The sequence below is a fragment of the Gemella sp. 27098_8_149 genome, from assembly GCF_041433745.1.
Lineage (GTDB): Bacteria > Bacillota > Bacilli > Staphylococcales > Gemellaceae > Gemella.
Genome location: NZ_JAPWCB010000005.1, coordinates 63,774 through 89,717 on the forward strand (window position 1 = coordinate 63,774; position 25,944 = coordinate 89,717).

The window sequence follows — 25,944 nt, forward strand, 5'->3', positions numbered from 1 at the left end:
AAATTTCTCAATAGTCTTTATAGCTATCAATATTATATAGACTTATACTACATATCATATTATAATAGTATTTAAGTCAAACGACTATATAATTATAATTTGCAGGAGGTAAACTATGACTGAAATGAAATTAATACCAAGAAATGAAGTCGAAGAGAAATATACTTGGGATATGACTCTTCTATACAAAACTGATGAAGATTTTAAAGCAAGCCTTGAGAATATTAAAAAGGAAATCTTAGATTTCAAGGCTGCTTACGAAGGAAAATTAGCGGATCACGCGACTTTAGATACTGCCGTTAAAAAATATGAAGAACTATATGAAGAATATTATAAACTATCTCACTACGCTGAATTACCAATGGCGGTGGATAGATTTAATGACAATGTTGTACAAAATGTAACACTATTTGAAGATGTTTCTACTTTATGGGCGGGGAATTTAAGTTTCTTCGATACTGAACTTGTAGAACTAGATGAACAATTCATCAAAGATTTCGTGAAAAACTATCGTCCTGATTTAGAATACTACTTCGAAAAAATCATTCAGGAGAAAAAACATACATTATCAAAAGAAGCTGAACAAGTAATCGCAAACTACGAGAGTCTTCCTGGTTACTACAATCTATACGAGGTAACTAAGCACGAAGATATGCAATTCGACAGCTTCGAAGCAAATGGAAAAACTTTCGAAAATAGCTTCGTACTATACGAAAACTTACACGAAATGGACAACGATACTGAAGTGCGCCGCAATGCTGCGAAAAGTTTCTATAAAACATTAAATACTTATAAAAACACTTCAGCAAATGAATATATTTCACAAATCAAAAAAGAAAAAATGCTAGCTACAATGCGTGGTTATGATAGTGTTATCGACTACCTATTAGCAGAGCAAGATGGTAACCGCGAATTATATGATCGTCAAATTCGTACTCTTATGACAGATTTAGCACCTCATATTCGACGTTACATTAAGCTTCTAGCTCGCGAACACAAAATTGAAGATATGCAGTTTGCAGACTGTAAAATTAACCTTGATCCAGATTTCGAAGTTGATATGACTATCGACGAATCTCGTTCTTACCTTAAAAAAGCACTTGGTGTTCTTGGTGAAGACTACGTTAAAATGATCGATGAAAGTTATGATAAACGTTGGACTGACTTCCCTCAAAACATCGGGAAAAGTACTGGTGGATTCTGCGCAACAGTTCCTAATGTAGCTGGATTTATCCTACTTTCTTGGACTGGAAAAATGAATGAAGTTTTCGTTCTTGCTCACGAACTTGGACATGCGTATCACTTCATGAGTACAGGTAAACACCAAACAATGTTAAACAACGATTGCCCACTATACTTCGTTGAAGCTCCATCAACTTGTAACGAGGTTATCGTATCTAACTACCTACTAAAAACTAACACTGATGCTCGTTTCAAACGTTGGGTTATCAGCAACATGATTAGTAGAACGTACTTCCACAATATGGTAACACACTACTTAGAAGCTGCTTATCAAGATAGAATCTACAAAATGGTAGATAACAACGAAATGTTAACTGCTGATGTTCTTTCTGAAGTAAAACGCAACGTTATGGAAGAGTTCTTCGGAGATAGTTTAGTAGTAAATGAAGGGGCAGAACTTACTTGGATGAGACAACCTCACTACTACATGGGACTATATCCATACACTTACTCTGCAGGATTAACAATCGGTACAGCTATCGCTAATAAAATCGATAATGATAGTTCTTATGCCGACACTTGGTTAAATGTTCTTTCTAAAGGAAGCAGCATGTCAGCACTAGATCTTTCTAAACTTGCAGGTTGTGATGTAAGTACTGATGAGCCACTTAAAGAAGCTATCGCTTATGTTGGTCACCTAGTAGATGAACTTTACAACTTAACAGATGAATTAAATAAATAAGGAGTGACTCAAAAATCGTTATTTCGTAGAAATCGATTTTGTCGAGTCACCCTCGCACAGTTTATTAGATATCTAAAAAGCTTCTATAAAGCGAATTTAGATATCAATAAACCACTGCGTTTATAAGGAGTGACTCGATAATATTGATTGTAAAAAATTAATTTCATCGAATCACTCCTATTTTATTATATATTTAACTATGATATACTTTAACAAAGTAGTAATTTAAAGGAGTTTTATATGCATAACAGTTGGAATGAAGTAATAAAAAATTATCCAAAAATAGATGAACTTAATAAATTGATAGAAAAAATAGATGAAAAACGTCTTACTACAACAATCTACCCTACAAAAGAGCAAGTTTTTAGGGTTTTTGACTTAGCATTAGAAGATATTAAAGTCGTAATATTAGGGCAAGATCCTTATCATAATCCCGATCAAGCTTGTGGATTAAGCTTTTCTGTAAATGATGGTGTGCCACTTCCTAAAAGTCTTATAAACATTTACAAAGAGCTTCATGATGACTTAGGTATAAATCCAGCAAAAACAGGAAATCTCGAATCTTGGTTTAATCAAGGGGTCTTTCTTCTTAATGCGGTTCTTACTGTTGAAAAAAATTCTCCTGCGAGTCACAGCAAGATGGGCTGGGAAAATTTTACGGATTACATAATTGAAACTATTTCTGAAAAAAATGAAAATGTAGTCTTTGTTTTATGGGGAGCTTACGCAAGAAGTAAAAATAAACTAATTGATTCTTCTAAACATTTGATTATTGAATCAGCACATCCGAGTCCACTATCCGCATACCGTGGCTTTTTCGGAAGCAAAGTCTTCTCTCAAATCAATGATTATTTAGTCTCTCACAACAGGGGAAAAATAGACTTTGAATTAAAAATGAAAACAAACAAGCAAATTTCATTTTTTTAAAATATTTTTAAAAAATTTAAAGTATATTTTAAGTAAGAGGTATATAATGAGTACCTAAACAAAAGTAATGAAATTTCATTCTTAACGACACTTGTCGTTTCTCCCTTTTAAGTTTGAAATTATTTTTGTTTAAACCAATATTTCGGTTAATTCTTTATGATATTAACAGATAATAAAACTTTTTAATTTTTTTCATAATGTGGCTTGTCGCTCCCTAGGCAAGCCATTCTCCCTTTTAAAGAGTTGAAAGACTCTTTTGTTATTTGTATATAAGATTAGATATAAACAAGCAAGAAATTGCTTAGAACTTAATTTAGTTCACCCGAAAAACGTGTTCCCCAAACACGTTTTTTTATTTTTATTGAAAAAAAGACCTCAGACATTTCATCTGAGATCTTTCGTCTATTATGCAGCTCTTCTATACCCTGCTTTTTGAGCAGCTTCTTCTGAATTAAAGACCAATAGGTTGGTAGCTGCAACATTGTTATAAGAAGGGTGTGTTGGAGTATAGTAGTAACCACTCTTTTTACTAGCTCTAACGATAACCTTTCTAGGTTGTTGTAACTGTTGTTGAGGTTGTTGGTTTTGAGCTACTTGAACAACTTCTTTTTTCTCATTATCACTTTCATCTATTCTTTTTTTAGATGGAGGTGGTGGAGCTATTTGTTGTTCTTTATTTTCTGTTGAATTTTCTTCTTTTTTCTCTTCAGAAGATTGTTCTTCTACTTTTTTATCACGTTCTTCTTTTTTCTCTTGGAAAGTTTTTCTTTGTTCTTCTTTTCTAGCTTCACTAAAATGATTTGTCATTAGCATTGTTAACATCATAACAAGCGCACTTACAGCACCTAATACAACTTTTTTCAAACGCGTTTTTCGTTGAATAAGTTTTACAATAGGTGGACATAATAGTATAAAACTTAATACAAATACGACAATAGCGTACCTAATACCATGAGTAAACACCATGCTAAGTGATATTATCATAAATACTAAAAAGATAAACCACAAAATAACTTGTCCATGTTCTTTCATGAATTTATTCACAATATTTCTCCTTAAAAATAATCACTTGTCTATTTTAACACTTTCTTAGCTAATAGACAATTATTTTTATAAAGAACTTTAACTTTCATGAGATTTAAGCCTTTTCATACGGAGCTGAACCTAATATTTTGGCTTTTTAAAAAATTTCATAGTAATCAACAGTTTATAGATATCTAAATTTGTTTTTAAAAGTTTTTCAAATATCTAATAAACTTTGCGGAGGATAATTCGAACAAAATCGATTTCTACAAAATCACAATTTTCGAATCACTCCCTGTAATTATTTTCTAGAAACAACCATAGAGATACCTTGACCCCCACCTATGCAAAGTGAGCATAGTCCTTTTTCTTTGTTGTCTTTAATTAGTGCATGAACTAATGTAACTAAAACTCGACAACCGCTCGCCCCTATTGGATGCCCTAGTGCTATTGCACCACCACGCGTATTAACCTTAGTCGTATCTAGGTTTAATAAACGTGTTACAGCTATAGATTGTGCCGCGAAGGCTTCATTCATTTCAAATAAGTCAATATCTTCAATATTTAAACTTAATTTTTCTAGAACTTTTTGTGTTGCAGGTACTGGCCCTAGTCCCATTACTTTATTATCTAAACCTGCAGAGGCATAACCTTCAATGTAACAAAGAACATCTAAACCTAGTTCTTTGGCACGTTTTTCATTCATTAGAATTACACAAGCAGCTCCATCATTAATTCCTGAAGCATTCCCCGCTGTTACAGTTCCATCTTTTTTGAAAGCTGGACGTAGTTTAGCTAGGGTTTCTAATGTTGTATTTCCTCGGACATATTCATCTGTATCGAAAACAATCTCCTCACGTCTTGTTTTAATAGTTATCGGAGCAATTTCCTCAGAAAATAGATTATTCTCGATTGCTAAAGCTGCCTTTTTTTGACTTGCTAGAGCAAATTCGTCTTGTTCTTCTCTTGTAATTTCGTATTGTTCTGCGATATTTTCGGCAGTAATACCCATGTGATAATTCTCAAAAGCATCAGTCAGACCATCATTGATTATAGTATCTTCTAATTCAAAGCTACCTAGTTTTTGACCAAAACGAGCATTTTTCGTATAGTGTGGCGCCGCACTCATATTCTCTACTCCACCGCAAACTACGATGTCATTATCTCCTACCATAATAGATTGAACTCCAAGAACAACGCTCTTTAGTCCTGATCCACAAACCTTATTCACAACAAAGGCGCTTTTCTCTTTTGGAATACCTGCATTAACAGCAATTTGTCTTGCTACATTCTGACCAAGACCAGTCTGTAAAACATTACCGAATATAATTTCATCAACAAGATTTGGATCTAAATTTACACTTTCTAATGCTTGTTTCACAAGATCTCCACCGATTTTCGCAGCAGAAACATCTTTTAAACTTCCTCCAAAACTTCCTATAGCAGTTCTTTTTGCACTTACAATAGCAACTCTATTCATGTTTTTTATCTCCTAAATTTATTTTACTAGTATATTTTACTATAAAAAATAGACTTCATCAAATAATGCAACAAAACTAGGCTGATCCAAAAAATTACACCATTGTAACATTCATTAAATATCTTTGTAATAAAAATGTAATATTTTTGTAATAAAAGGTTGTTTTTTGTAATTTAGAGATGTATAATATGAATATAAAGAAGTTATACAAAAGAAGGTGGAGAATATGAACAAACTTCTAAAAACAACAGGTATATTTATTTTAGGAATCGGACTTATGACTGGTTGCACAGACAAGGTTGCACAAAAAATTGATAACAACAACAATAATAATGCAACTAGAGAAGTAGCAACTACTGAAGAAACACCAACTTCTTTAGCTAACCTACAAAAAGAAGTTGATCATATTAAACAAACACATACCAACGTTAATACAAATATTATTAATAACAAACCTACAGATCAGATAGCAATTCCTACTAGAAAAAACACTACAAGCCAACAAATTACTCAAAATGGAAAACACAACCTAGCTAAAGCAGGGGAAATTCTACAACCTATGGCATACGGAATGTTAAATCTAAAAGGTAGCAGTCCTGCCAATGTAGTAAGATTTATCGCTAGTAACGACGGTAGCAATAACGTAGTAAAACAAATAAACTTAACTAAAGTATTAGATTTACTAAATACATACAATGCACAAACATTCCATAAACAAGATGTGCTACAAAGATTACAAAATGATAAAGACATAGAATTTGTTCAATTAAATAATAGAGTTACTGATTTCAGCAAACAAAACTTAGAAAAATTGATGAATCATAAAAATAAAGTTGTATACTTCGCTAAAGATCAAGTCTTCTTAACTAAAAGTGATATTGGTTACGGTGGAGCTACTGATGCAATCTTTATGCCGGTGGAAAAATGGGAAGTTAAAGGTGACAGAGTCCTTATCCCATACGTAAACATAGCTACTAGAAAACCTGTGGGTATGATGACACTTCGCTTGAACAATAAAAACTACGAAAGCGGAGCAAATAGAACTATGTACTACGTAGAAAGATTCGAATTATATTAAAAAATAGAACATCGTCATTTCACATGGCGATGTTTTTTGTGTTAAGTTAAAATCGATATCCAACGGAGTCCCTTTACTAAAATTATATAAAAATAGGTAACCGACTTAAGTTCTACTTTTGCCAGTTACCTATATAGATTCCTATTTAATATTGCTTAGATTTACTAATTTTCTAAAAAAATTCAATAAATAATAGTCTTATTATTTAACCATTTTCTTTACATCTTCAATAGCATCTTCAGCAGCTTCTTTTACATCTCCTGCCACTTCTTTCACTTTAGAAAATAGTTTTCCAGCAAACCCTTCTTCTTCAACAACTTCTTTAGCATCCTCTGCTTTTTCTTCTACAGCATCTTTTACGTCTTCTGCTTTGTCTTCTGCTTCATCTTTCACGTCTTCTGCTACTTCTTTTGCGTCTTCTACTTTATCTTCTACAGCATCTTTTACATCTTCTGCTTTGTCTTCTGCTGCGTCTTTTACGTCTTCCGCTACTTCTTTTGCGTCTTCTACTTTATCTTCTACAGCATCTTTTACATCTTCTGCTTTGTCTTCTGCTGCGTCTTTTACGTCTTCCGCTACTTCTTTTGCATCTTCTACTTTATCTTCTACAGCATCTTTCACATCTTCTGCTTTGTCTGCTACTGCGTCTTTTACGTCTTCCGCTACTTCTTTTGCATCTTCTGCTTTATCTGCTGCTGCGTCTTTTAATTCTGATGCTTTTTCTACTACTGCATCTTTAACGTCCGCTGCTTTATCAGCTACTACACTAGCTACATTTTTTACACCGTCAAATGCATCTCCTGCTGCTTCTTTTACTTTTGAAACTACTTTTTCTGCAAATCCTTCAACTTGTAATTTTTCATTACCTGTTAATTTTCCTAATCCTTCTTTTACTGAACCTTTTAATTGATCAAATTTGTTTTCTAATGACATAATAGTGCCTCCTAAATATTACTTTTTATTTATCTTTTTTTACCATGTTTTTTACGCCGTCATAAGCATCTTCTACGGCATCTTTAGCATCCTCTGCTGCTTCTTTCACTTTTGAAAATAGTTTCCCCGCGAATCCTTCAGCTGACTTATCTGATACTACTTCTTTCGCTTCTTCTACTTTGTCTGCAGTTGCTTCTTTTGCATCTTCTGCTTTTTCTACTACTGCTTCCTTAGTTTCTGTTGCTACTTCTTTCGCTTCTTCTACTTTGTCTGCAGTCGCTTCTTTTACGTCTGATGCTTTTTCTACTACTGCTTCCTTAGTTTCTGTTGCTACTTCTTTCGCTTCTTCTACTTTGTCTGCTGCTGCATCTTTTACGTCTTCCGCTACTTCTTTTGCTTCTTCTACTTTGTCTGCAGTTGCTTCTTTTGCTTCTTCTGCTTTTTCTACTACTGCTTCCTTAGCTTCCGATGCTACCTCTTTCACTTCTTCTACTTTGTCTGCAGTTGCTTCTTTTACATCTGATGCTTTTTCTACTACTGCCTCTTTCACATCTACAGCTTTGTTTACCACTGCATCTTTTACATCTACAGCCTTCTCTACAACTACTTCAGTTGCATCTCCGACTTTCTCTTTAACTGTTGAAAATCCATCACTTATACCTGCTTTAGCTGATGTAAAGGTATCAGATGCGAATTCTCCTGTTGATTCAACAACATTAGACACACGATCTTGTAAACTTACTGAATCTGCTTCATGTTGTTCTTTAGTTTTAATATCGATTACATTGACATTAACTTCTACAACTTCTAATCCAGTCATTTTGTTTATATCAGTTGTAATCACTCGTTTAATTTCCTCAAAGATTTCAGGAACATTTTTTTTATATTCTACTATGATATTTAAATCAACAGCTACTTGTTCCTTACCTACTTCAATATTAACACCTGATGTAACATTATCAGTATTAATTAATTTATCTGTTAAATTTGAGAAAAAACCTCCATCAACTGCTAGTAATCCTGAAACATTTTCTAAAGCTTGACCGATAATTTTTTTAATTACATCATTATCAAATGTCAATTCTCCTCTAGCTTCACTATTACTTGTAGTTGACTCTTTTTTTTCTACGTTATTTTCATTTGGATTAGACATATATCTTTTCTCCTAATTACAAATTTTTATATTTTGTTCTTTATATAATATCCTGTTACAATTCCTAGTACAGTGAAAATCAAAACAAAAATAGTTTTGAAAAATCCTAAGAACAGAATTAAAAAAGCTAGAAATGCTCCCAATAATCCTGATACAACAGTGTATTGATGTTTTTTTAGCCATTCCATAATTTATGTCCTCACTTTACACGACTTGTACTCTTTTTAGCTACTTTTTTCTGAATATCTGAAACAGAAATCTTAAGTTTTACAGCTTTATCTATACCGAAAAACTCAACCAATCCATCTTTTATTCCTTCTCGAATCTGATCACTCTTCTGAATAATACTCTCTGAAGATGCTGATTCTCCTTTTACATTAATAATGCATTTATTTCTTCTATTATTTATTTTTATCGATGGATTATTAATTAATCCTTGCTCAATAACTAAATTTTTAACAAATCCTTCAATAGCTGAATTTGTTAGTGATAATTTACCACCTTTATCAGATAGTTTTACTTCTAAATGTTGTTTAGGATAAAATGCTATTACTAATATTGAAAGAATTATCAATGTTGATAATACTAATGCTCCCCAGAAAATATATCTAGAAAGATAAAATTCTAAGAAAGAAAATTGTTTCCAATCGAATAATTGTAAATCTAAAAATTGTGGATCTAGTCCGCTAACATTATGATACTCTATCATAATAGGAACCATAACCGTTAAAGCTAATAGACAAACAATAATAGAAATTATTTTTTTTGTTTTAGACATTTTAAACCTCCTTTCAAAAATTGACTATTCATTTTAGAAAAAAATTATTTAAGATTTTTTCCCAAAGAATATTGATACTATAGTTACTACAATTGCCGCACCTAAGATAGAAGGAATTAACGCCATTCCACCTAGGCTTGGACCCCAAGCTCCAAATAATGATTGTCCTACTGATGAACCTACTAAACCTGCGATAACATTAGAAATAATACCCATGGCCCCGCCTTTTTTTGTGATTCCTCCAGCTACAAACCCTATGAAACCACCTACTATAATTGACCAAATCATATTTATTTCCCCTTTCTTTAATTATTTTATATAAATATTTATACACTAATAACAAATATTTATTATAGATATGATATATCACTTTTAATTTTAAATCAATATAACTGCTCACAAAATTTAAAAAAGTTTTATAATTTATGTTGAAACATTAATTAAACTTTGATTAAAACAGTTTTTATCATAAATATATATTTGAAAAAATAAATCAAAATTTACTATAGAAATAAGATTTATACAACTTTAAAATTATTATTTTTAATATTTTAATTAGAAACAAATAATAAATATTAATATAAAACAGTTTTATTGATTTTAATTTATAAATATTTTTTAGGAATATTTGTGATTAACGTAATTATTTATTACCCTTTAAAAATTTGTATAAAAAAATAGGTGATCGGCCAAGTGTTCTTTACTTCCGCCAATCACCTATAGTACAAAAATATTGAATCTCTTCCTTCGTTACTTCAATTTATCCATATCCTAACAAAAGAATTCAATAAACATTCGTCTTATTTTAATTTATCTTTAACGCTGTCAATAGCGCCTTCTACTGCATCTTTAGCACCTTCTGCAGCTTCTTTCACTTTAGAAACTACTTGTTCTGCTAATCCTTCAACCTCTATTGATTTATCTCCAGTTAATTTTCCTAAACCTTCTTTAACTGATCCTTTGATTTCGTCGAATTTGTTTTCTAATGACATTATTTTGCCTCCTGTATATTACCTATCAATTTTTCTATAAATCGAAATTAAATATACTTTTCTTTAAATATTTTTCATAGATATTAATTTGTTAATTTCTATATTTTATATAATATATCATTTTTAATCATTAATCAAAGTAACTGCTCACAAATTTGAAAAAATTTTATTATTTATCATAAAACAGAGTAAAAAGTTAGTAAAAACAGTATTCTTACCACATTAATGCAACAACAAAAAATCTTACAACACCGGCAATTCCAATTTGTATTTTAAATATTTCTACTATAAACAGATTCCTCTATTCTTTTTTAACAGTTTATTGAGATTAAATTTATTAATCTTTTTTAGGATTATTCATAAAGAAGATAGTTCTTACTAGAATTATCAAATAAGAGAGACTAGACATCCTAATCTCTCTTGAATATTATTTATTGTATTTCTCTACTATTTTCTTAGCACTAGCTAAGTTCATATATTTTTCTTTTCTAAGTTCTTCTACGATTAATTCAATATTATCATTAGTAGCTCCAGCTAAAATCGCTAAAGATTTTGCGTGTAGTTTCATATGACCTTTTTGAATTCCGTCTCCCACCAACGCTTTTAGCGCCGCTAGATTCTGAGCTAATCCGGCAGAAACGAGTATACTCGCTAATGTTTTCGCGTCAGGATTGTTTAGTAATCCTCGTGCTACTTTTACAGTTGGATTTATTCCGATAGAGCCACCTACGCTGGCAACCGGCATTGGTAAAGTGATCTCACCTTCAAGCACCTTAACTTCTTCATCACAACGCCATGTAGATAACCCTTGGTACTTACCATCTTTGGCTGCGTAACTCTGACATGCCGCTTCTATGGCTCGCCAGTCATTTCCGCTAGCTATTACGACACTATCGATACCATTGAAGATACCCTTGTTGTGAGTAGCTGCTCGGTAAACATCAGCTTTAGCAAATTTACTAGCCAGTTCGATTCTTTTCGCAAGATACTCTCCATTTTCTCCTAAGTTTTCAAATGGAATAGTACATCTCGCTGTAACTAGAGAGCGTGTCGCGTAATTTGATAAAATCGCCATTAAAGCTACACCCTCAGTTAGTGATTCTAACGAAACTTTAAGTGCCTCTAGCATAGTATTTAGCATATTCGCCCCCATCGCCTCTAAAGTATCAACGATAAGGTAAACAACTACGAAGTCTGTCCCATCTTCTGATAGAACTTTAACCTCAATATCACGAGCACCTCCACCACGAGCTACGATAGACGGATAAGCCTCATTCGCTGTTTTTAAAAGTAAATCTTTACTTTGTAAAATACGTTCGACCGCTTCATCAGTGTTAGCTATATTATATAAAGCTACATGTCCTACCATCTTCCTATCTAGGACTTCTGTTTTAAAACCACCAGACTTCGCTACGATTTTTCCAGCATTACTACAAGCAGCAACTACCGATGGTTCTTCCGTAACGAATGGTACCACATATTCTTTATTATCAACGACAAAACTTGGCACAACACTAAAAGGTAGCGAGAAAGTTCCTATTACATTCTCAACCATATTATTAGCCGTATCAAAGTCTAAAACCTCATTATTTTTTAAAACAGAAAGATACTCTTCACTTAAAATATCAGCTTGTTCAATAACCTCTAAGCGTTCATTAATATTTTTTTTATAAAAGCCACTCCAAATTTTTCCCATGATTTCCTCTGTTAAAATTGTTTTTTATATACTCGCTTGTGATTTTCTATTTTTTCTAAGACAAATCTGCTTTCATCTTTAATATCAGAAATATCTAAGTTTCCTTCTGCGTCAACTGTAGTATCTCTGAAGAATATTTTTTCATATTCATCTACTGAAATACGAGTTCTCTTATCAAAGTCTTCAAAACGATCATTTCTTAGTTGGTCTTTATAACCGTCAACTAGAGTTAAGCTGAACACTTCCGAAACAGCTCCACTTCCATAACTGTATAAAGCAATTTTATTACCCGCTTCTAAAATAGTATTATTTTCAAGTAATGATAATAATCCCAAGAATAAAGATCCAGTATAAATATTACCTACACGTTGGCTATATAAAATAGATTCATTAAAACGAGCAAGTAATTCTTCTTTTTTATCCTCATCGGCTTGTTCCAATAACAAACTTAACCCTTTTAATCCTAATTTAGGATATGGTAGGTGTAAACAAACTGCTGAGAAATCACTAAGTTTATTCTGAGATTTTTCAACAAATCTACCCCAAGTCGTTGTTAAACAATCAAGGTATTGTTCAGTAGAAAATCTTCCTTCTACAAATGCATATTGTGAATAATTTGGACGCCAGAAATCCATAACATCACGAGTTAAACAAACATTATCATTGTTGAACTCTAAAATTCTTGGATTACTGCTTACTAACATCGCACAACTTCCTGCACCTTGCGTAGATTCTCCAGAAGATTTAACACCGTATTTCGCAATATCACTAGCGATAACTAATACTTTTGATTCTGGATTATTCATGACATGATTTTTAGCGAAATCTAATGCCGCAGTCGCTCCGTAACACGCTTCTTTAACTTCGATAGCACGCACGAATGGTTGAATATCTAATAGGCCATGAATAAATACTGAAGAAGCCTTACTTTGGTCAATACCTGACTCTGTTCCCACGATAATCATATCAATTTTTTCTAAATCTTCTTCATCTAAAATTTCATATGCAGCTTGCGCTCCAAGCGTTACTATATCTTGTGACACAGGAGGAATACTCATCTCTAGTTGTAATAAACCTTTTGTGAATTTATCAGGTTCAATTCCTCGAGCTGTCGCTAAATCACGAATATCTAAATAATAATTTGGCATAGCAAAGCCAATCTTATCAATTCCTATTTTCATTATCAAATTCCTTTCGATTAATTTCGAATTATTTCTAATTATCTATCTATACAAATTTTCCAATTTTATTATACTATTAAATATTTAAAAATTAAAGTTTAATAGCTATAAACTTCCTATCATGATTAAAAATTCTCATGCAATACTATTGTATAAAATTTTTTCAAATTAGTCTATAGATATCATTAAAAATTGAAACTCTTAATGATATCTATTATAAAATATTACATATAATATAAGTAATTTCTCTTCCTGTTTAAAATTTTAATACTAATATCCAGCATTTAGATAAAGTGAAAAATAGTTTCTATACAATAAAAAAAATTTTTTGTAAGCATTTTTGTTGTTTATTTTTAATATTTTTCTTATAATTATAATATATTTATAAATAACCCTGGGAGGACTATTACTATGACATTTAAATTACCTGAATTACCTTACGGATTCGATTACTTAGAACCAGTTATCGACGCTAAAACTATGGAAATTCACCACGACAAACACCACGCTGCTTACGTTAACAACTTAAACGCAGCTTTAGAAAAACACCCTGAATTCGAAGCTAACTGCATCTGTGGTCTATTAAAAAACATCGATAGCGTACCTGCTGACATCCGTCAAGCTGTTATCAACAATGGTGGTGGACACCACAACCACAGCCTATTCTGGCAATCACTAACTAAAGCAGATTCTTCTGAATTCGCTGGATTAGTTAAAGAAAAAGTTGAAGCTGAACTTGGTGGATACGAAGAGTTCGTTAAGAGCTTCTCAGCTGCAGCTGCTACAAGATTCGGTAGTGGTTGGGCATGGCTAGCTTTAGATAAAGAAGGTAAACTAGTTGTTACTTCAACAGCTAACCAAGACTCTCCATACTTAACAGGTCTTACTCCAATTCTTGGATTAGACGTTTGGGAGCACGCTTACTACCTAAACTACCAAAACCGTCGTCCAGACTACATTAAAGAATTCTTCCGTGTTGTAAACTGGGATTTCGTTAACGAACGCCTAGCTAAACACTTAGAAAAATTAGGTAAATAATTACATAGATAAACAAAAAGCTGTTGTATGACGGCTTTTTGTTTTTTTCTTTTTACTTATCTCATCTCCTTACCAACCTAATTTAATGACAATTTAAGCTAGATAATGTATAATGAAAAGCACTCTGTTAGGGCTGACCCAAAAGTCCTAAATTTTAAAAAAGTGTATATGATAATTCATAGCCTCAGCAGTAGACACAATCCAATCAGTTTCGTCTTATGACTCACTTCTTGGTGTGTCCTTGCATACGTTATACGTAAGAATTTTAACGTGTCTTTGGCACTAAAAATTCTAACGTACAACGCAAGTGGTTTATTCATATCTAAATTCGCTTTATAAAAGCTTTTTAGATATCTAATAAACTGTGCGAAGGTGACTCAGCAAAATCTTGTTTCTTAAGAAATCATGATTTTTGAGTCACTCCCTTACATTTGTTATTAAATAGATTAAAGGAGAATTGATATTGAATAATTGGAAATTTATCGCCGGCTTTATCGGTGTATTCGCAGTATATGAAATACTTGTATTTCTGATGTGGCTAGGCTTAAAATGGATGATCTCACCTTTTGTTCCCTCTAAGGTTAAGCTAGCTATTGCTATTGCACTATTTATCATTGCTAACTTTTCTATTATAGCTTATATGTTAAGATTAGGAGCACCTTGGGTAAACTACGGAAACGTTTGGTACTTTTACTTCCTAAACGGTGCTGTTATAGGTGTTATCTTATTAGTTGCTAAGTTATTACTGAAAATCTTTAAATTAAATCTTTCTCAAGGAACTAGTTTAAGTATAACTGTTCTATATTTATTGGGTATGACTGCTCTTGGATTATTCTGGGCATACTCACCTACTGTGATTAATAATACTATCAAGGTGGATAAACACATTGAAAAACCTATTAAAATCGCCATGGTCTCTGATCTTCATCTAGGGACATTTTTCTCAAATCCTCAACTTGAAAAACTAAATGATATTGTTGATGAAGAGAAACCAGATGCTGTAGTTATCGCAGGAGACCTTATGGACGATGATATGGTTATGTACAAAAAACGCAACATGCAAGAAAATCTAAGTAAGCTAAAAGCTCCGCTAGGCGTTTATACTACAATGGGAAATCACGACCGTGATGCACTAGAAATAGTAAACGAGGTTAAAAAGACTGGGATTATCCCACTATTCGATGAAAGTATTACACTTAATAATGATATAACTCTAGTTGGTCGTAAAGATAAGAGTGTCAGTCGTGATAGACTTGATACTGCCGACCTGCTTAAGAACGTTGATTTAAATAAGACTATCGTTCTTGTCGATCATCAGCCTGATGCTGTCGATTATCACGCTACATTACCTATAGATATTCAACTCTCTGGGCATACTCACCGCGGACAACTATGGCCGTTAAACTTTATCACAGATGTAGTTTATACTCTAGATCATGGCTACGCGAAGATTAATGGTAAACATTTCTTCACTTCTGCGGGTTATGGTTTCTGGGGTCCACCTTTCAAAACTTCAGCTCGTAGTGAAGTATGGATGATTACTATTGAAGGAAAATAAAATATAAAAAATACCCCAAAAGTTAGTATATTCTAACTCTTGGGGTTAAATTTTATTCATATCTTGAAATATTATTGTTTAACCTCGTCTCTGATGCTATCCCATAGTTCTTTTGCTTGCACTAAATCTAAACCATAGTGCTCTCTAATAATTTTAATATTTGCAATATCACCAACATCTGGATTAACAACTTCTTTTATATCAGTATAATCACTAGCAATTGACTTTTTAACTTGTAATGCACGTCTGTTTAAAGCATCTTCTTTCATAGCTTCCCATAATGCTTTTGCATCATACAGTACTAGATCTGTATATCTATCTCTTATCATCTTAACATTATGAATGTCTCCTTTAGAAGCATCGACTACTGAAAGTACTTCTTCTCTATTAATGTCTTTTACAAGCTCATTAAATTTTTCTTTACTCACTTTTTGTTTTTCTGCCCATTCTTCTTTTGACTTACTGTTCCTAGTTGAGAAGAACATAAAAATCGCTATTGCTAAAATAATAATTAATGCTATCTTCATAATTAAATCCCTTTACTTCTTTTTACAATCTCTATCAGTTTTTTCGCATCTTTTCCATTTAAAAAGTATGCTTTTCTTAATGCTGCAATGTTAAATGCATCATCTTGGCTTAAGTTTATAACCTTTTCTAATTCTTTTTTATAAGCAGGACTCTGTAGTCTTTCAAATGCTTCTTTACTCTTTTCATCACGCTTTTTTATCTTGTCTCTTGTGCTAGCAATCATGGCATAGACAAATATAAATCCTAGCATAATGTACAATGTATTCATGTTCATCGCAATTACTTCCTTTTTTTATTCTATATAAACATTATATAGGTTTTGTAGACGCTTGTAAACCTTTTAATTAACTTATTTATCGTCCATTTCTTCTAAAAATTGATTTTTCTACTATAATTTGTTATGATTAAGTGTACTTTAGTTAAAGGATTATTGAATAATGAAATTTTTAACAAATATTAACGATGAAAAATATACTGAATTTATAAAAAATCACAAACATGGTAATATGATGCAAGCTATCGAGTGGTCTCACATTAAAAATACTTGGGGGGCTGTAAGAGTAGCTGTCGCAGATGAAAATGATAATATTGTAGCTGCTGTACAGATTCTAACTCGTCAAGGATTATGGTATGCACCACGTGGTCCAATTCTTGATTATACTAATACTGAGCTACTTAATTTCTTTTTAACTAACCTTAAAAAATTCGCCAAAGACAAAGGTGCTAAAATGGTTAAATTAGACATCCCTACTGCGGTAAAAGATGAGAAGTTAGCAGTGTTTAAGGATGTTGAGGTAGATAGAGAGAACAACAGTCTTATTAAAGTATTCAAGGAGAATGGCTATAAACACAAAGGTTTCAACCTTGATATGAGCAGTACTATCCAACCACGTTTTAACACAGTTACGAAACTTGAACAAGAAGTCCCTGATCTTTTCCCAAAAGATACACGTCGCTTAATTCGTGATGCAGAGAAAAAATTCGTTGAAGTTAGACGTTGTGGTAAAGAGAATCTTGATGACTTTCTTTTCGCACTAGCTTGTACTGAAAAAAGAAAAAACATCTCTCTTCGTGGACGTGAGTATTTCGAAAACTTACTAGATACATTTGGTGATAATGCTTTATTATACATTTCATATATAAATGTAGAAAAAGCTGTAAAAGAATGCCATTCTAGAAAAGAAGCTCTTGAAGATGAAATTGAAGCTCTTGGAGAAAAATCACCGAAGAAAAAACGTACTCTTCTTGAACAAGTAGCTGGAATTGAAAAACTAATCGTTCTATTTGATAGCTTAGAGATAGAAGATAAGAGCAAGGATCAGGTTATAAGTGCTGCGATTACTATTGCCTATGGTAACCATGCAGAAATTATTTACGCTGGTATGAATGAAGATTTCGCGAAGCTTCCTGCCCAGTATAAAGTCTTTTCTGATACGATGAAAAAAGCTCAAGAAATGGGTGTTAAAGAAGTATCTATGGGTGGTATCGAAGGAGATTTAAACGACAGTTTACTTGGTTTCAAATCAAAATTCGCTCCTAATATCGTAGAATACTACGGAGAGTTCGATTTAGTAATCTCTCACGTATTCAATTTAATGTACAACTACGGATTACCACTAAGAAGAAAAGTATTAAAACTAATAAAAAGATAAAAAACAAGTCTGTAAATCACTATGGTTTACAGACTGTTTATTTTAATCTACTGTTTTTAGGGTAACTTATGACACTTTGTTATCACAATTTCCAAGTAATTTTGTTCATTATCCATCCTAATATAACGGCAACTGCTGCAATAATAAAAATTATATGTAATCCTTGATATGAGTGTTCTATACTGTTAATGCCATTAACTTGGCTAGCATATACTAAACCATAAATTGATGCCATAAGAGTTTGGCCTAATGTTCTTAATAATAAGCTAAAAGTAGTTGCTATATTAAGTTGTTCTTTAGGTACAACTTCTTGGAATGCTACTTGGGCTGATGGGAAAATCAAACCATGGCCGAGTCCAAGGAAAGCACCACTAATCGAAATATAGTAATAAGAAACACCTATTGGTGCAAAGGCCATCATAAATACTGAAACAGACATCGCTATAAAACCTATATTTATAAGTTTTTCAAACGACCATTTACTTATAAATTTAGCAGAAAATCTCGTTGCTAACATAACTGCGATAGAACTAAAAATCTGTGTCCCACCAGCCATAGTTGCACTAGTTCCTAATACAACCTGCGCCCACATTGGAGCGTAGATACTATATCCGATAGCAAAAGCATAGACCAAAACCATAATTAGATTTTTCGTAATGTAAGACATATTCTTTAACAAACTGATCGGAAGAATCGGTTCTGTTTCCTTCTTTTCCCACTTCCATAGTATATAACCACTAACAATTACAAATATTGCTAGTAAATTATTCATAAATATATTAAGCTTCGGAAGATTACTAATCCAATAAAGAATAACACCCGAAATAATCACTAATAACCCACTACCAATGTAATCAACTCTTGGTTTTTGTGAAATTACAGTTTCCTTATAAAAAATTTGGATTAACACTAAAGAAACTACTGAAAATGGAACAAGGCTAAAAAATATCCAAGACCATCCTAATACATCAACTACAAAACCTCCAGCAATAGGACCTAAGATACTTGCCACACCATAGAAGGCTGTAACCCATCCCAAGGCAACCGCTCTTTCTTTAGCATCAGGGAAAAGCTTAGCATATATTACAAAAGGAATTGAAATCATTCCTCCTATACCGATACCCATTAGCCCTCTAGCAAATACCATCATCCAGATATTCACAGAAAATCCTCCTAAGATAGAAGCTATTGTGAAGATTAAAATTGATAATTGAAATGCTTTTTTATTACCTATAACTTCTCCAAGCTTACCCCAAAGAACCGTTGTCATAGCTATAAAGAATAATAACATAGAAGTTAATAGACCTAATTGATTTATACCATCTAAATCCTTTATAATTTGCGGTAATGCTGTATTCAACATTGTTGTATCTAGTCCACCTATAAAATTAGCTAAAAGTAAAGCTATCATAGATAAATGTTTTTGAATTTTCGTCATTGTATTTCCTTTCATTCTTTTCAATTTATTTTCAAAACATTTATTTATTATATACTATATTTTCTATTTTCGGAAGATTAAGCATATATAATAGGAAATGACTCAAAATCGTGATTTCATAGAAATCGATTTTATCGAGTCATCCTCGCAAAGTTTATTAGATACCTAAAAAGCTTTTATAAAGCGAATTTAGATATCAGTAAACCACTTGCGTTGTACGTAAGAATTTTTAGTGCCAAAGACACGTTAAAATTCTTACGTATAACGTATGCAAGGACACACCAAGAAGTGAGTCGTAAGACGAAACTGATTGGATTGTGTCTACTGCTGAGGCTATGAGTTCTCATATACACTTTGTTAAAATTTGGGTCTTTTGGGTCAGCCTTTTCCTCGATAAAATGCAACAGCATTTTATTTCTACCACTATAAAGAACAAATGAAAATATATAAATTATAAAATTGTTAGTTATCTACTATAATAATGTGCTAGCAAATTAGAATCCTTTTTTAATAATAGAAAACTTTGTATTTAGTTTAAATTTTAACTTATTTTTCGCTACTGTTTTGGAGTAGCTGAAGTAAAATACTTTAGTGTTTTACTAGGAAAATTCGAGATTACAAGCTCGAATTTTAACTGGAAAATCCTTTTGTGATAACAAAAGATTTGGAAGTGTCCTAAGCTACATTAAAAACAGTAGAATTTAAAAAATGACGCCTCACATATAAATTAAAAGAGCTGTCCTCTTTAGTGATTTCATCAAAATCATACTATTGAGTCAGCTCTCTTTGTATTATATTTTTTTAACGAATTCAGATTTTAGTTTCATAGCTCCGAAACCATCAATCTTACAATCGATGTTGTGGTCTCCATCAACTAATCTGATATTTTTAACGCGAGTTCCTTGTTTTAATGTAGAAGAACTACCTTTAACTTTTAAATCTTTAATTACAGAAACTGTATCTCCATCTTGAAGTACATTTCCGTTAGCATCGCGGTAAACTTTTTCCTCTTCTGCTCCACTAGTATCTTCTGGTGACCACTCGTGAGCACACATAGGACATACTAGCATATTTCCATCTTCATAAGTATATTCACTTTTACATTCTGGACAATTAGGTAATGTCATTTGTTTCCTCCATAAAATTTCATATTTGTACAAAGGATATTATACCATAATGAGAAGCAATATCAAAATAATATCAAAAAATTATTTTCTTTAAAACGTTGATATTACAACGATTTCATCCAACAACATATTCAATAAAAGAATTTTTTTTGAAAAATCGTCTACTTTTGTAGGCAAAGTACTTGAAATTTTAAAAAAGTAAGAGTAAAATATGAATTAAATAGTTTTCATTTATATTTATTATACAGATATAAAAAATAAACAATAAAAATTTAATGTAAAAGAGGAATCAAATTATGGTTAAATATGATTTATTAGTAGTAGGATTCGGTAAAGCCGGAAAAACTTTAGCAGCAACATTCGCTAAAGAAGGAAAAAAAGTAGCAGTAGTTGAAGAAAGCAGTGCAATGTACGGTGGTACTTGTATTAACATCGGATGTATTCCAACTAAAACTTTAATCGTAGCTGCAGATAACAAAAAAGACTTCGCAGAAGCTAAAGCTACAAGAGATGCTGTTGTATCTAAACTTAACGCTAAAAACTTCGCTATGTTAGACAATAGTCCAAACGTTGATGTTTACACAGCTCACGCTAAATTCGTTTCAAACAAAGTAGTAGAAATTTCTGCTAACGGAGAAACTAAACAACTTGAAGGTGAAATCGTAGTAATTAACACTGGAGCTAAAAACAATGTATTACCAATTCCAGGATTAACAACATCTAAAAATGTTTACGATAGCACTGAATTCCAAAAATTAGAAAAAGCTCCTAAAACTCTAGGAATTATCGGTGGAGGTAACATCGGATTAGAATTCGCTAACCTATACGCTCGTCTTGGAGTTAAAGTTACAGTTATCGACTTCGCTCCTGGAATCTTAGGAAGAGAAGATAAAGATATCGCTGAACTTGCTCAAGGATATTTAGAAGAAGCAGGAATCGAGTTCAAATTAGGAACTGCAACTAAAGAAATCCGCAACAACGGAGAACTTGTAGTTGTTGATACAGAAAAATATGGTCCACTAGAATTCGAAGCAGTATTACACGCAACTGGACGTCGTGCTAACACTGAAGGATTAGGATTAGAAAACACTGACATCGAATTACGTCCAAACGGAACAATCGTAGTTGACGAATTCTGTCAAACAGCTGTAGAAAATGTATTCGCAGTTGGTGATGTTAACGGTGGATTACAATTCACTTACGTATCATTAGACGACTTCAGAGTAGTTAACGGATACTTACACGGTAACAAAGAATACACAACTGCTGACCGTAAAAACGTACCTTACTCAACATTCATCTCTCCAGCATTATCTCACGTTGGATTACACAAAGAAGAAGCTGAAGCAGCATACCCTAACGTTGCAGTAGCATCATTACCAGTTGCTAACATGCCAAGAGGAGCTGTTAACCAAGATCCACGTGGATTATTCCGTGTAACTGTAGACAAAGACACTAACTTAATTCTTGGAGCTACTTTATTCGGTAAAAACTCAGAAGAAATTATCAACCTAATTAAAATGGCAATTGATAACAAAATTCCTTATACTTACATCAGAGATCAAATCTTCACTCACCCAACAATGGCTGAGAACTTAAATGATGTATTCAAATTAATCTAATAACTGCAAAAAGCTTAAAATCTCAATAATAATTTGAGGTTTTAAGCTTTTTTTGTTTATTTCAACTGTATTTCTACTATATAAATTTATAAAATTTTCAAATAAATAAAAAAATATGTCTCAATCCCTTTACAAATCAATGGTTTTCTTGTATAATGTACACATGTCTTTTTAAAAAATACAATAAAATAAAGAAGGAGATCGAACAATGAGTTTATATAAAAGAATTCCATTAATAGCAAAACTTATTATCGCTGTAACATTAGGGATAATCTTAGGAAGTACTCTACCAACGTCAATCATTAGAGTTTTCGTAACATTCTCATCTATTTTCAGCGCATTCTTAGGATTCACAATTCCACTTATTATCGTAGGATTTATCGTACCAGGTATCAGCCAAGTTTCAAACAACGCTGGTAAATTACTTGGATTATCAACAGGGGTTGCTTATATTTCTACAATTATCGCAGGAACATTCGCATTCCTAACAGCTCAAGCAGTATTACCAAATATCTTAGCTAACGCTACATTACAATCATTCAAAAACCCAGAGGATTTATTATTAAAACCTTTTATCGAGTTTAAAATGACTCCAATTTTCGATGTTACTACTGCGCTTATTATCTCATTCATCTTAGGAATCGGGATTTCAGCAACTCAATCAGAAGGACTTAAACAAGGATTCGCAGATTTCGGAGAAATCATTGAAAAATTACTTGCTACAGTAATTATTCCACTTCTTCCATTCTACATCCTAGGTGTATTCATGAACATCACAGCTTCTGGTGAAGTATTCAAAATCTTAAAAATCTTCGCTATGGTATTCGTAATTATCATTATTATGCACGTAATAATCATTATTATTCAATACTTCGTAGCTGGAACAGTTAACGGAAGAAACCCATTCAAGATGCTTGTTAACATCTTACCAGCATACATGACTGCAATCGGTACTCAATCATCAGCGGCTACTATTCCAGTAACACTGAAAAGTACTAAAAAAATGGGTGTTGATAAAAATATCGCAAACTTCACTATTCCATTATTTGCAACTATCCACTTATCAGGAAGTACAATCACATTAACTACATGTGCATCTGCAGTATTCTGGTTACAAAACGGTGCTGCATTCCCATCAGCTGCAGTAATGATTAAATTCATCTTATTACTTGGAGTAACAATGGTAGCTGCTCCTGGTGTTCCTGGTGGAGGAGTTATGGCAGCTCTTGGATTATTACAATCAGTTCTTGGATTCAACGAAATCATGTTATCTCTAATGATCGCATTATACATCACTCAAGATAGCTTCGGAACTGCATGTAACATTTCTGGAGACGGAGCTTTATCAGCAATCGTTGATAAACTAAACAAAATCTTCTTCAAAAAAGAAGTAAATCAACAAGCATAAAAAACTATCCCGCAAACATAAGTTTGTGGGATTTTTCATATTCAATTAGTTGAAGATGTCTCGCTCCACAATCAAAAGAACATTAACTTTTAGGAGAGGCCTTCAACCCCTAAATATTATAATTAAATTCACCTACTGTTTATAGTAGCTGCAGTAAAACTTATAGTTTTACTTAGAAAATCAAAGACTACAGGCTTTGATTTTAGCCGGAAAGTCCTTTTGCATTGCAAAAGAATTGGAGGCGTCTAAAGCTACATTAAAACAGTAGGTTTTAGAATTTAACCTATCAAAAAAGCGACTCTTTGAACTTAATCTCCGAGCCGCTTCTTTTATTCTATTTTAGTTTATATCTTAGTTTTACCGGGTTATGATCACTATATCTATACTCTTGATTTAGCGTCTCTACCCCAAGTACTTCTATATTTTCACTCGCGATATATCCATCGATAATAAAGCCATAAGTACCTTCACTATCCTTCACATAAGGCTTATTATTAAGTCTTGCCGAATTTTTACTCTCATCATATACTAAGTTAAATCCTGCAGGTAACATACTCTTATCTAAATTCTCAGCACGCCATAATTCTTTTGGCACAACGTTAATTTCATCTTGAGTTAAAGTTTTTAATGACTGATTGAAATCTGCTCCGACAAGAACATAATTACCTTTCTTATACTCATAATCGATAAACTCAAGAAGTTGTTTCATCTGAGCTTTTTTACCAGAATTACCTTTATCATAAGCATCTAAGTGAGCATTAATCAATACTAGATGTTTATCACTATTTTCTACTTTTGTATAAATAACAGAGAATCCTCGTTTTAAATTAGCAAGTCTCTCTGGGAATGTGAATGGAATCGCCATTTGGAATCTTCTTGCATTCTCCACGTTGAAACTAGTCGCAGTATAAATACCACTCTTAACTTTACCTAACGGCGGTACTGGATAAGGCACATATCTAACCTTGAAGTTATACGCTAAAATACTATTTAAACCTAGTATCTCATCAAATTTAGTAACCTGATTGATATTGTAGCTACGTTTTGAATCCTCATCTATCTCTTGAATAAAATTGACATTAGCTTTTTCATTTTTTACTATCTCTGTAATATTTTTTAGATTTTCTTCAACATGAGCTTTATCTAGTGGTAGAACCATCTTCCCACCATCCAGAAAGAAGTCTTCATCTTTATCAAGACCAGCATATCCTATGTTCCAGTTAAGAGCTGTATACTCTGTTCCTACCTTAGCAGTTTCCGAAGTACCTTGTTTAGTTACCTTCAAACTCTCAACCCCATTAGGACTATATTCTGTAGCCCATAAATATCCAACTAATCCTGCAAACCCTAAAATCCCCATAAGCACTAACCCTAATACTATCTTTAATATTTTTTTCATCTTTAACCTCATAAAAAATAGAAGGAGCAAGGAAATCTATTTATAAATCATGATTTTCAAGCTGCCCTCCATTAAATTTCATTGTAAATTATTTAATTACTCTTTTTTGTCTCGTAGTTGTGAAACTATAATACCTACGAAGACGATAAGCATACCTATTCCTTCTCTTAGGCCTATATGCTCACCAAGAATAAGAACCCCACCTATCGCAGCTACAACAGACTCTAAACTTAATATTAGCGATGCTGTATGCGGTGGTACATCTTTTTGTCCTACGATTTGTAAAGTATATCCTACTCCACTAGAAAGCACCCCTATCGCAAGTAGTGGCCAAATAACGCTCATTATATCTGCAAAGACGATTGTTTCCTTGAAAGTTGCTAATCCTAAGCTCAATATAGATACAACTACTAATTGAACAAGTGATAAGAACATTGAATTAACTCTAGCAGCTGAATAGTCAATAACAATAATGTGAATCCCGAATAGAACCGCACTGATCAGGACGATAATATCTCCCATCTCTAAAGCAAATTCTTCTTTTACCGATAAGAAATAAAAACCAATTACAGATAAAATTAATCCTATAATAAAGAATTTATTAAGCTTATTACCTAAGAATACCCCGATAAACGGTACTATACAAATGTATAACACTGTAATAAATCCAGCTTTCCCTGCTGTTGTCATCCCGATACCTATTTGCGAAATATACATTGCAAAAAATAATACTATTCCACAGATACCACCAAGTATCCAACTTTTATTTTTTGTTATTGGCTCTGCCAAAATCTTAGGATCCTGACTTCTATATAGACTTGGAATCAGAAGTGCTACAGCACCAAGAAATACTACTGCGATTACTGATCTTATACCTACAACTGTAAGAGGCCCTAGAACCTTACTCGCAATATTTTGCCAAATAAAAGCTAATCCCCAAATAATCGTAACAATTATTAACAATAACTCTGAAATAAATTTTCTCATTAATACACCTTTCCTATAAATT

The 25,944-nt window shown here is 32.5% G+C and carries 24 protein-coding genes; 8 read left to right on the plus strand and 16 right to left on the minus strand.

The features are described from left to right. Window positions 1-115: 115 nt before the first annotated feature. Window positions 116-1,924, plus strand: coding sequence for an oligoendopeptidase F (gene pepF / locus O3801_RS03765; RefSeq protein ID WP_371454096.1), 1,809 nt, complete (start codon window positions 116-118; stop codon window positions 1,922-1,924). Between the two features lie 240 nt (window positions 1,925-2,164). After that, a complete protein-coding gene (locus O3801_RS03770; RefSeq protein WP_371454098.1) occupies window positions 2,165-2,851 on the plus strand; it encodes a uracil-DNA glycosylase in 687 nt (228 codons plus the stop codon). 405 nt (window positions 2,852-3,256) lie between these two features. Here the strand turns inward: O3801_RS03770 and O3801_RS03775 are convergent, their stop codons facing one another. Further along, window positions 3,257-3,895: a sunset domain-containing protein gene (locus O3801_RS03775; protein ID WP_371454099.1), complete on the minus strand. Its 639-nt coding sequence runs from the start codon at window positions 3,893-3,895 to the stop codon at window positions 3,257-3,259. 280 nt (window positions 3,896-4,175) lie between these two features. Beyond that, window positions 4,176-5,354, minus strand: a complete 1,179-nt coding sequence (locus tag O3801_RS03780; RefSeq protein ID WP_294683158.1) for an acetyl-CoA C-acetyltransferase — start codon at window positions 5,352-5,354, stop codon at window positions 4,176-4,178. Between the two features lie 226 nt (window positions 5,355-5,580). On the opposite strand from O3801_RS03780, the gene O3801_RS03785 reads away from it, so the two are divergent. After that, on the plus strand, window positions 5,581-6,432 hold the full coding sequence (locus O3801_RS03785; protein ID WP_371454100.1) for a hypothetical protein: 852 nt from the start codon (window positions 5,581-5,583) through the stop codon (window positions 6,430-6,432). A gap of 201 nt (window positions 6,433-6,633) precedes the next feature. On the opposite strand, the gene O3801_RS03790 is transcribed toward O3801_RS03785, so the two are convergent. From O3801_RS03790 to O3801_RS03825, 8 genes are all read right to left on the minus strand, one after another. Beyond that, window positions 6,634-7,365: a CsbD family protein gene (locus O3801_RS03790; RefSeq protein ID WP_371454101.1), complete on the minus strand. Its 732-nt coding sequence runs from the start codon at window positions 7,363-7,365 to the stop codon at window positions 6,634-6,636. Between the two features lie 25 nt (window positions 7,366-7,390). Continuing rightward, entirely contained in the window at window positions 7,391-8,518 is a 1,128-nt protein-coding gene (locus O3801_RS03795) for an Asp23/Gls24 family envelope stress response protein (RefSeq protein ID WP_371454103.1), read from the minus strand. 26 nt (window positions 8,519-8,544) lie between these two features. Beyond that, window positions 8,545-8,706 carry a DUF2273 domain-containing protein gene (locus O3801_RS03800; protein WP_294682755.1) on the minus strand — a complete coding sequence of 54 codons (162 nt, stop codon included), beginning with the start codon at window positions 8,704-8,706 and terminating at the stop codon, window positions 8,545-8,547. An 11-nt stretch (window positions 8,707-8,717) separates the two neighbouring features. After that, on the minus strand, window positions 8,718-9,296 hold the full coding sequence (gene amaP / locus O3801_RS03805; RefSeq protein WP_294682753.1) for an alkaline shock response membrane anchor protein AmaP: 579 nt from the start codon (window positions 9,294-9,296) through the stop codon (window positions 8,718-8,720). A 48-nt stretch (window positions 9,297-9,344) separates the two neighbouring features. After that, entirely contained in the window at window positions 9,345-9,584 is a 240-nt protein-coding gene (locus O3801_RS03810; protein ID WP_371451950.1) for a GlsB/YeaQ/YmgE family stress response membrane protein, read from the minus strand. 512 nt (window positions 9,585-10,096) lie between these two features. Continuing rightward, complete coding sequence (locus O3801_RS03815) at window positions 10,097-10,288, minus strand: CsbD family protein (protein ID WP_371454104.1); 192 nt, start codon at window positions 10,286-10,288, stop codon at window positions 10,097-10,099. A 427-nt stretch (window positions 10,289-10,715) separates the two neighbouring features. Further along, window positions 10,716-11,984 (minus strand): hydroxymethylglutaryl-CoA reductase, degradative, encoded by a 1,269-nt coding sequence (locus O3801_RS03820; protein ID WP_371454105.1) that lies wholly within the window; start codon window positions 11,982-11,984, stop codon window positions 10,716-10,718. A gap of 11 nt (window positions 11,985-11,995) precedes the next feature. Then, entirely contained in the window at window positions 11,996-13,165 is a 1,170-nt protein-coding gene (locus O3801_RS03825; RefSeq protein ID WP_371454106.1) for a hydroxymethylglutaryl-CoA synthase, read from the minus strand. Between the two features lie 411 nt (window positions 13,166-13,576). Between O3801_RS03825 and O3801_RS03830 the strand changes: the two genes are divergently transcribed. Continuing rightward, window positions 13,577-14,203, plus strand: a complete 627-nt coding sequence (locus tag O3801_RS03830; RefSeq protein WP_060914609.1) for a superoxide dismutase — start codon at window positions 13,577-13,579, stop codon at window positions 14,201-14,203. Window positions 14,204-14,666: 463 nt separating this feature from the next. Continuing rightward, the gene (locus O3801_RS03835) at window positions 14,667-15,761 is read left to right on the plus strand and encodes a metallophosphoesterase (RefSeq protein ID WP_371454107.1); all 1,095 of its coding nucleotides are present in this window, start codon (window positions 14,667-14,669) and stop codon (window positions 15,759-15,761) included. Between the two features lie 71 nt (window positions 15,762-15,832). On the opposite strand, the gene O3801_RS03840 is transcribed toward O3801_RS03835, so the two are convergent. Beyond that, window positions 15,833-16,288, minus strand: a complete 456-nt coding sequence (locus tag O3801_RS03840) for a hypothetical protein (protein ID WP_371454108.1) — start codon at window positions 16,286-16,288, stop codon at window positions 15,833-15,835. 2 nt (window positions 16,289-16,290) lie between these two features. Beyond that, window positions 16,291-16,557, minus strand: a complete 267-nt coding sequence (locus tag O3801_RS03845; RefSeq protein ID WP_371454109.1) for a hypothetical protein — start codon at window positions 16,555-16,557, stop codon at window positions 16,291-16,293. Window positions 16,558-16,726: 169 nt separating this feature from the next. Here O3801_RS03845 and O3801_RS03850 point away from each other — a divergent pair, with 169 nt between their 5' ends. Further along, complete coding sequence (locus tag O3801_RS03850) at window positions 16,727-17,941, plus strand: lipid II:glycine glycyltransferase FemX (protein WP_371454110.1); 1,215 nt, start codon at window positions 16,727-16,729, stop codon at window positions 17,939-17,941. Between the two features lie 82 nt (window positions 17,942-18,023). Here the strand turns inward: O3801_RS03850 and O3801_RS03855 are convergent, their stop codons facing one another. Together O3801_RS03855 and O3801_RS03860 are read right to left on the minus strand one after the other, a co-directional pair. Beyond that, entirely contained in the window at window positions 18,024-19,379 is a 1,356-nt protein-coding gene (locus O3801_RS03855; protein ID WP_371454111.1) for an MFS transporter, read from the minus strand. 791 nt (window positions 19,380-20,170) lie between these two features. Next, window positions 20,171-20,506: a zinc ribbon domain-containing protein YjdM gene (locus O3801_RS03860; protein ID WP_003147532.1), complete on the minus strand. Its 336-nt coding sequence runs from the start codon at window positions 20,504-20,506 to the stop codon at window positions 20,171-20,173. Between the two features lie 296 nt (window positions 20,507-20,802). Between O3801_RS03860 and O3801_RS03865 the strand changes: the two genes are divergently transcribed. Next, on the plus strand, window positions 20,803-22,128 hold the full coding sequence (locus O3801_RS03865; RefSeq protein ID WP_271987063.1) for an FAD-containing oxidoreductase: 1,326 nt from the start codon (window positions 20,803-20,805) through the stop codon (window positions 22,126-22,128). Between the two features lie 208 nt (window positions 22,129-22,336). Next, a complete protein-coding gene (locus O3801_RS03870; RefSeq protein ID WP_294682878.1) occupies window positions 22,337-23,536 on the plus strand; it encodes a dicarboxylate/amino acid:cation symporter in 1,200 nt (399 codons plus the stop codon). A gap of 334 nt (window positions 23,537-23,870) precedes the next feature. Here the strand turns inward: O3801_RS03870 and O3801_RS03875 are convergent, their stop codons facing one another. Both O3801_RS03875 and O3801_RS03880 read right to left on the minus strand, forming a co-directional pair. After that, the gene (locus O3801_RS03875) at window positions 23,871-24,935 is read right to left on the minus strand and encodes an endonuclease (RefSeq protein ID WP_371454112.1); all 1,065 of its coding nucleotides are present in this window, start codon (window positions 24,933-24,935) and stop codon (window positions 23,871-23,873) included. Between the two features lie 96 nt (window positions 24,936-25,031). Further along, complete coding sequence (locus tag O3801_RS03880; RefSeq protein ID WP_371454113.1) at window positions 25,032-25,922, minus strand: DMT family transporter; 891 nt, start codon at window positions 25,920-25,922, stop codon at window positions 25,032-25,034. Between the last annotated feature and the right edge of the window lie 22 nt (window positions 25,923-25,944).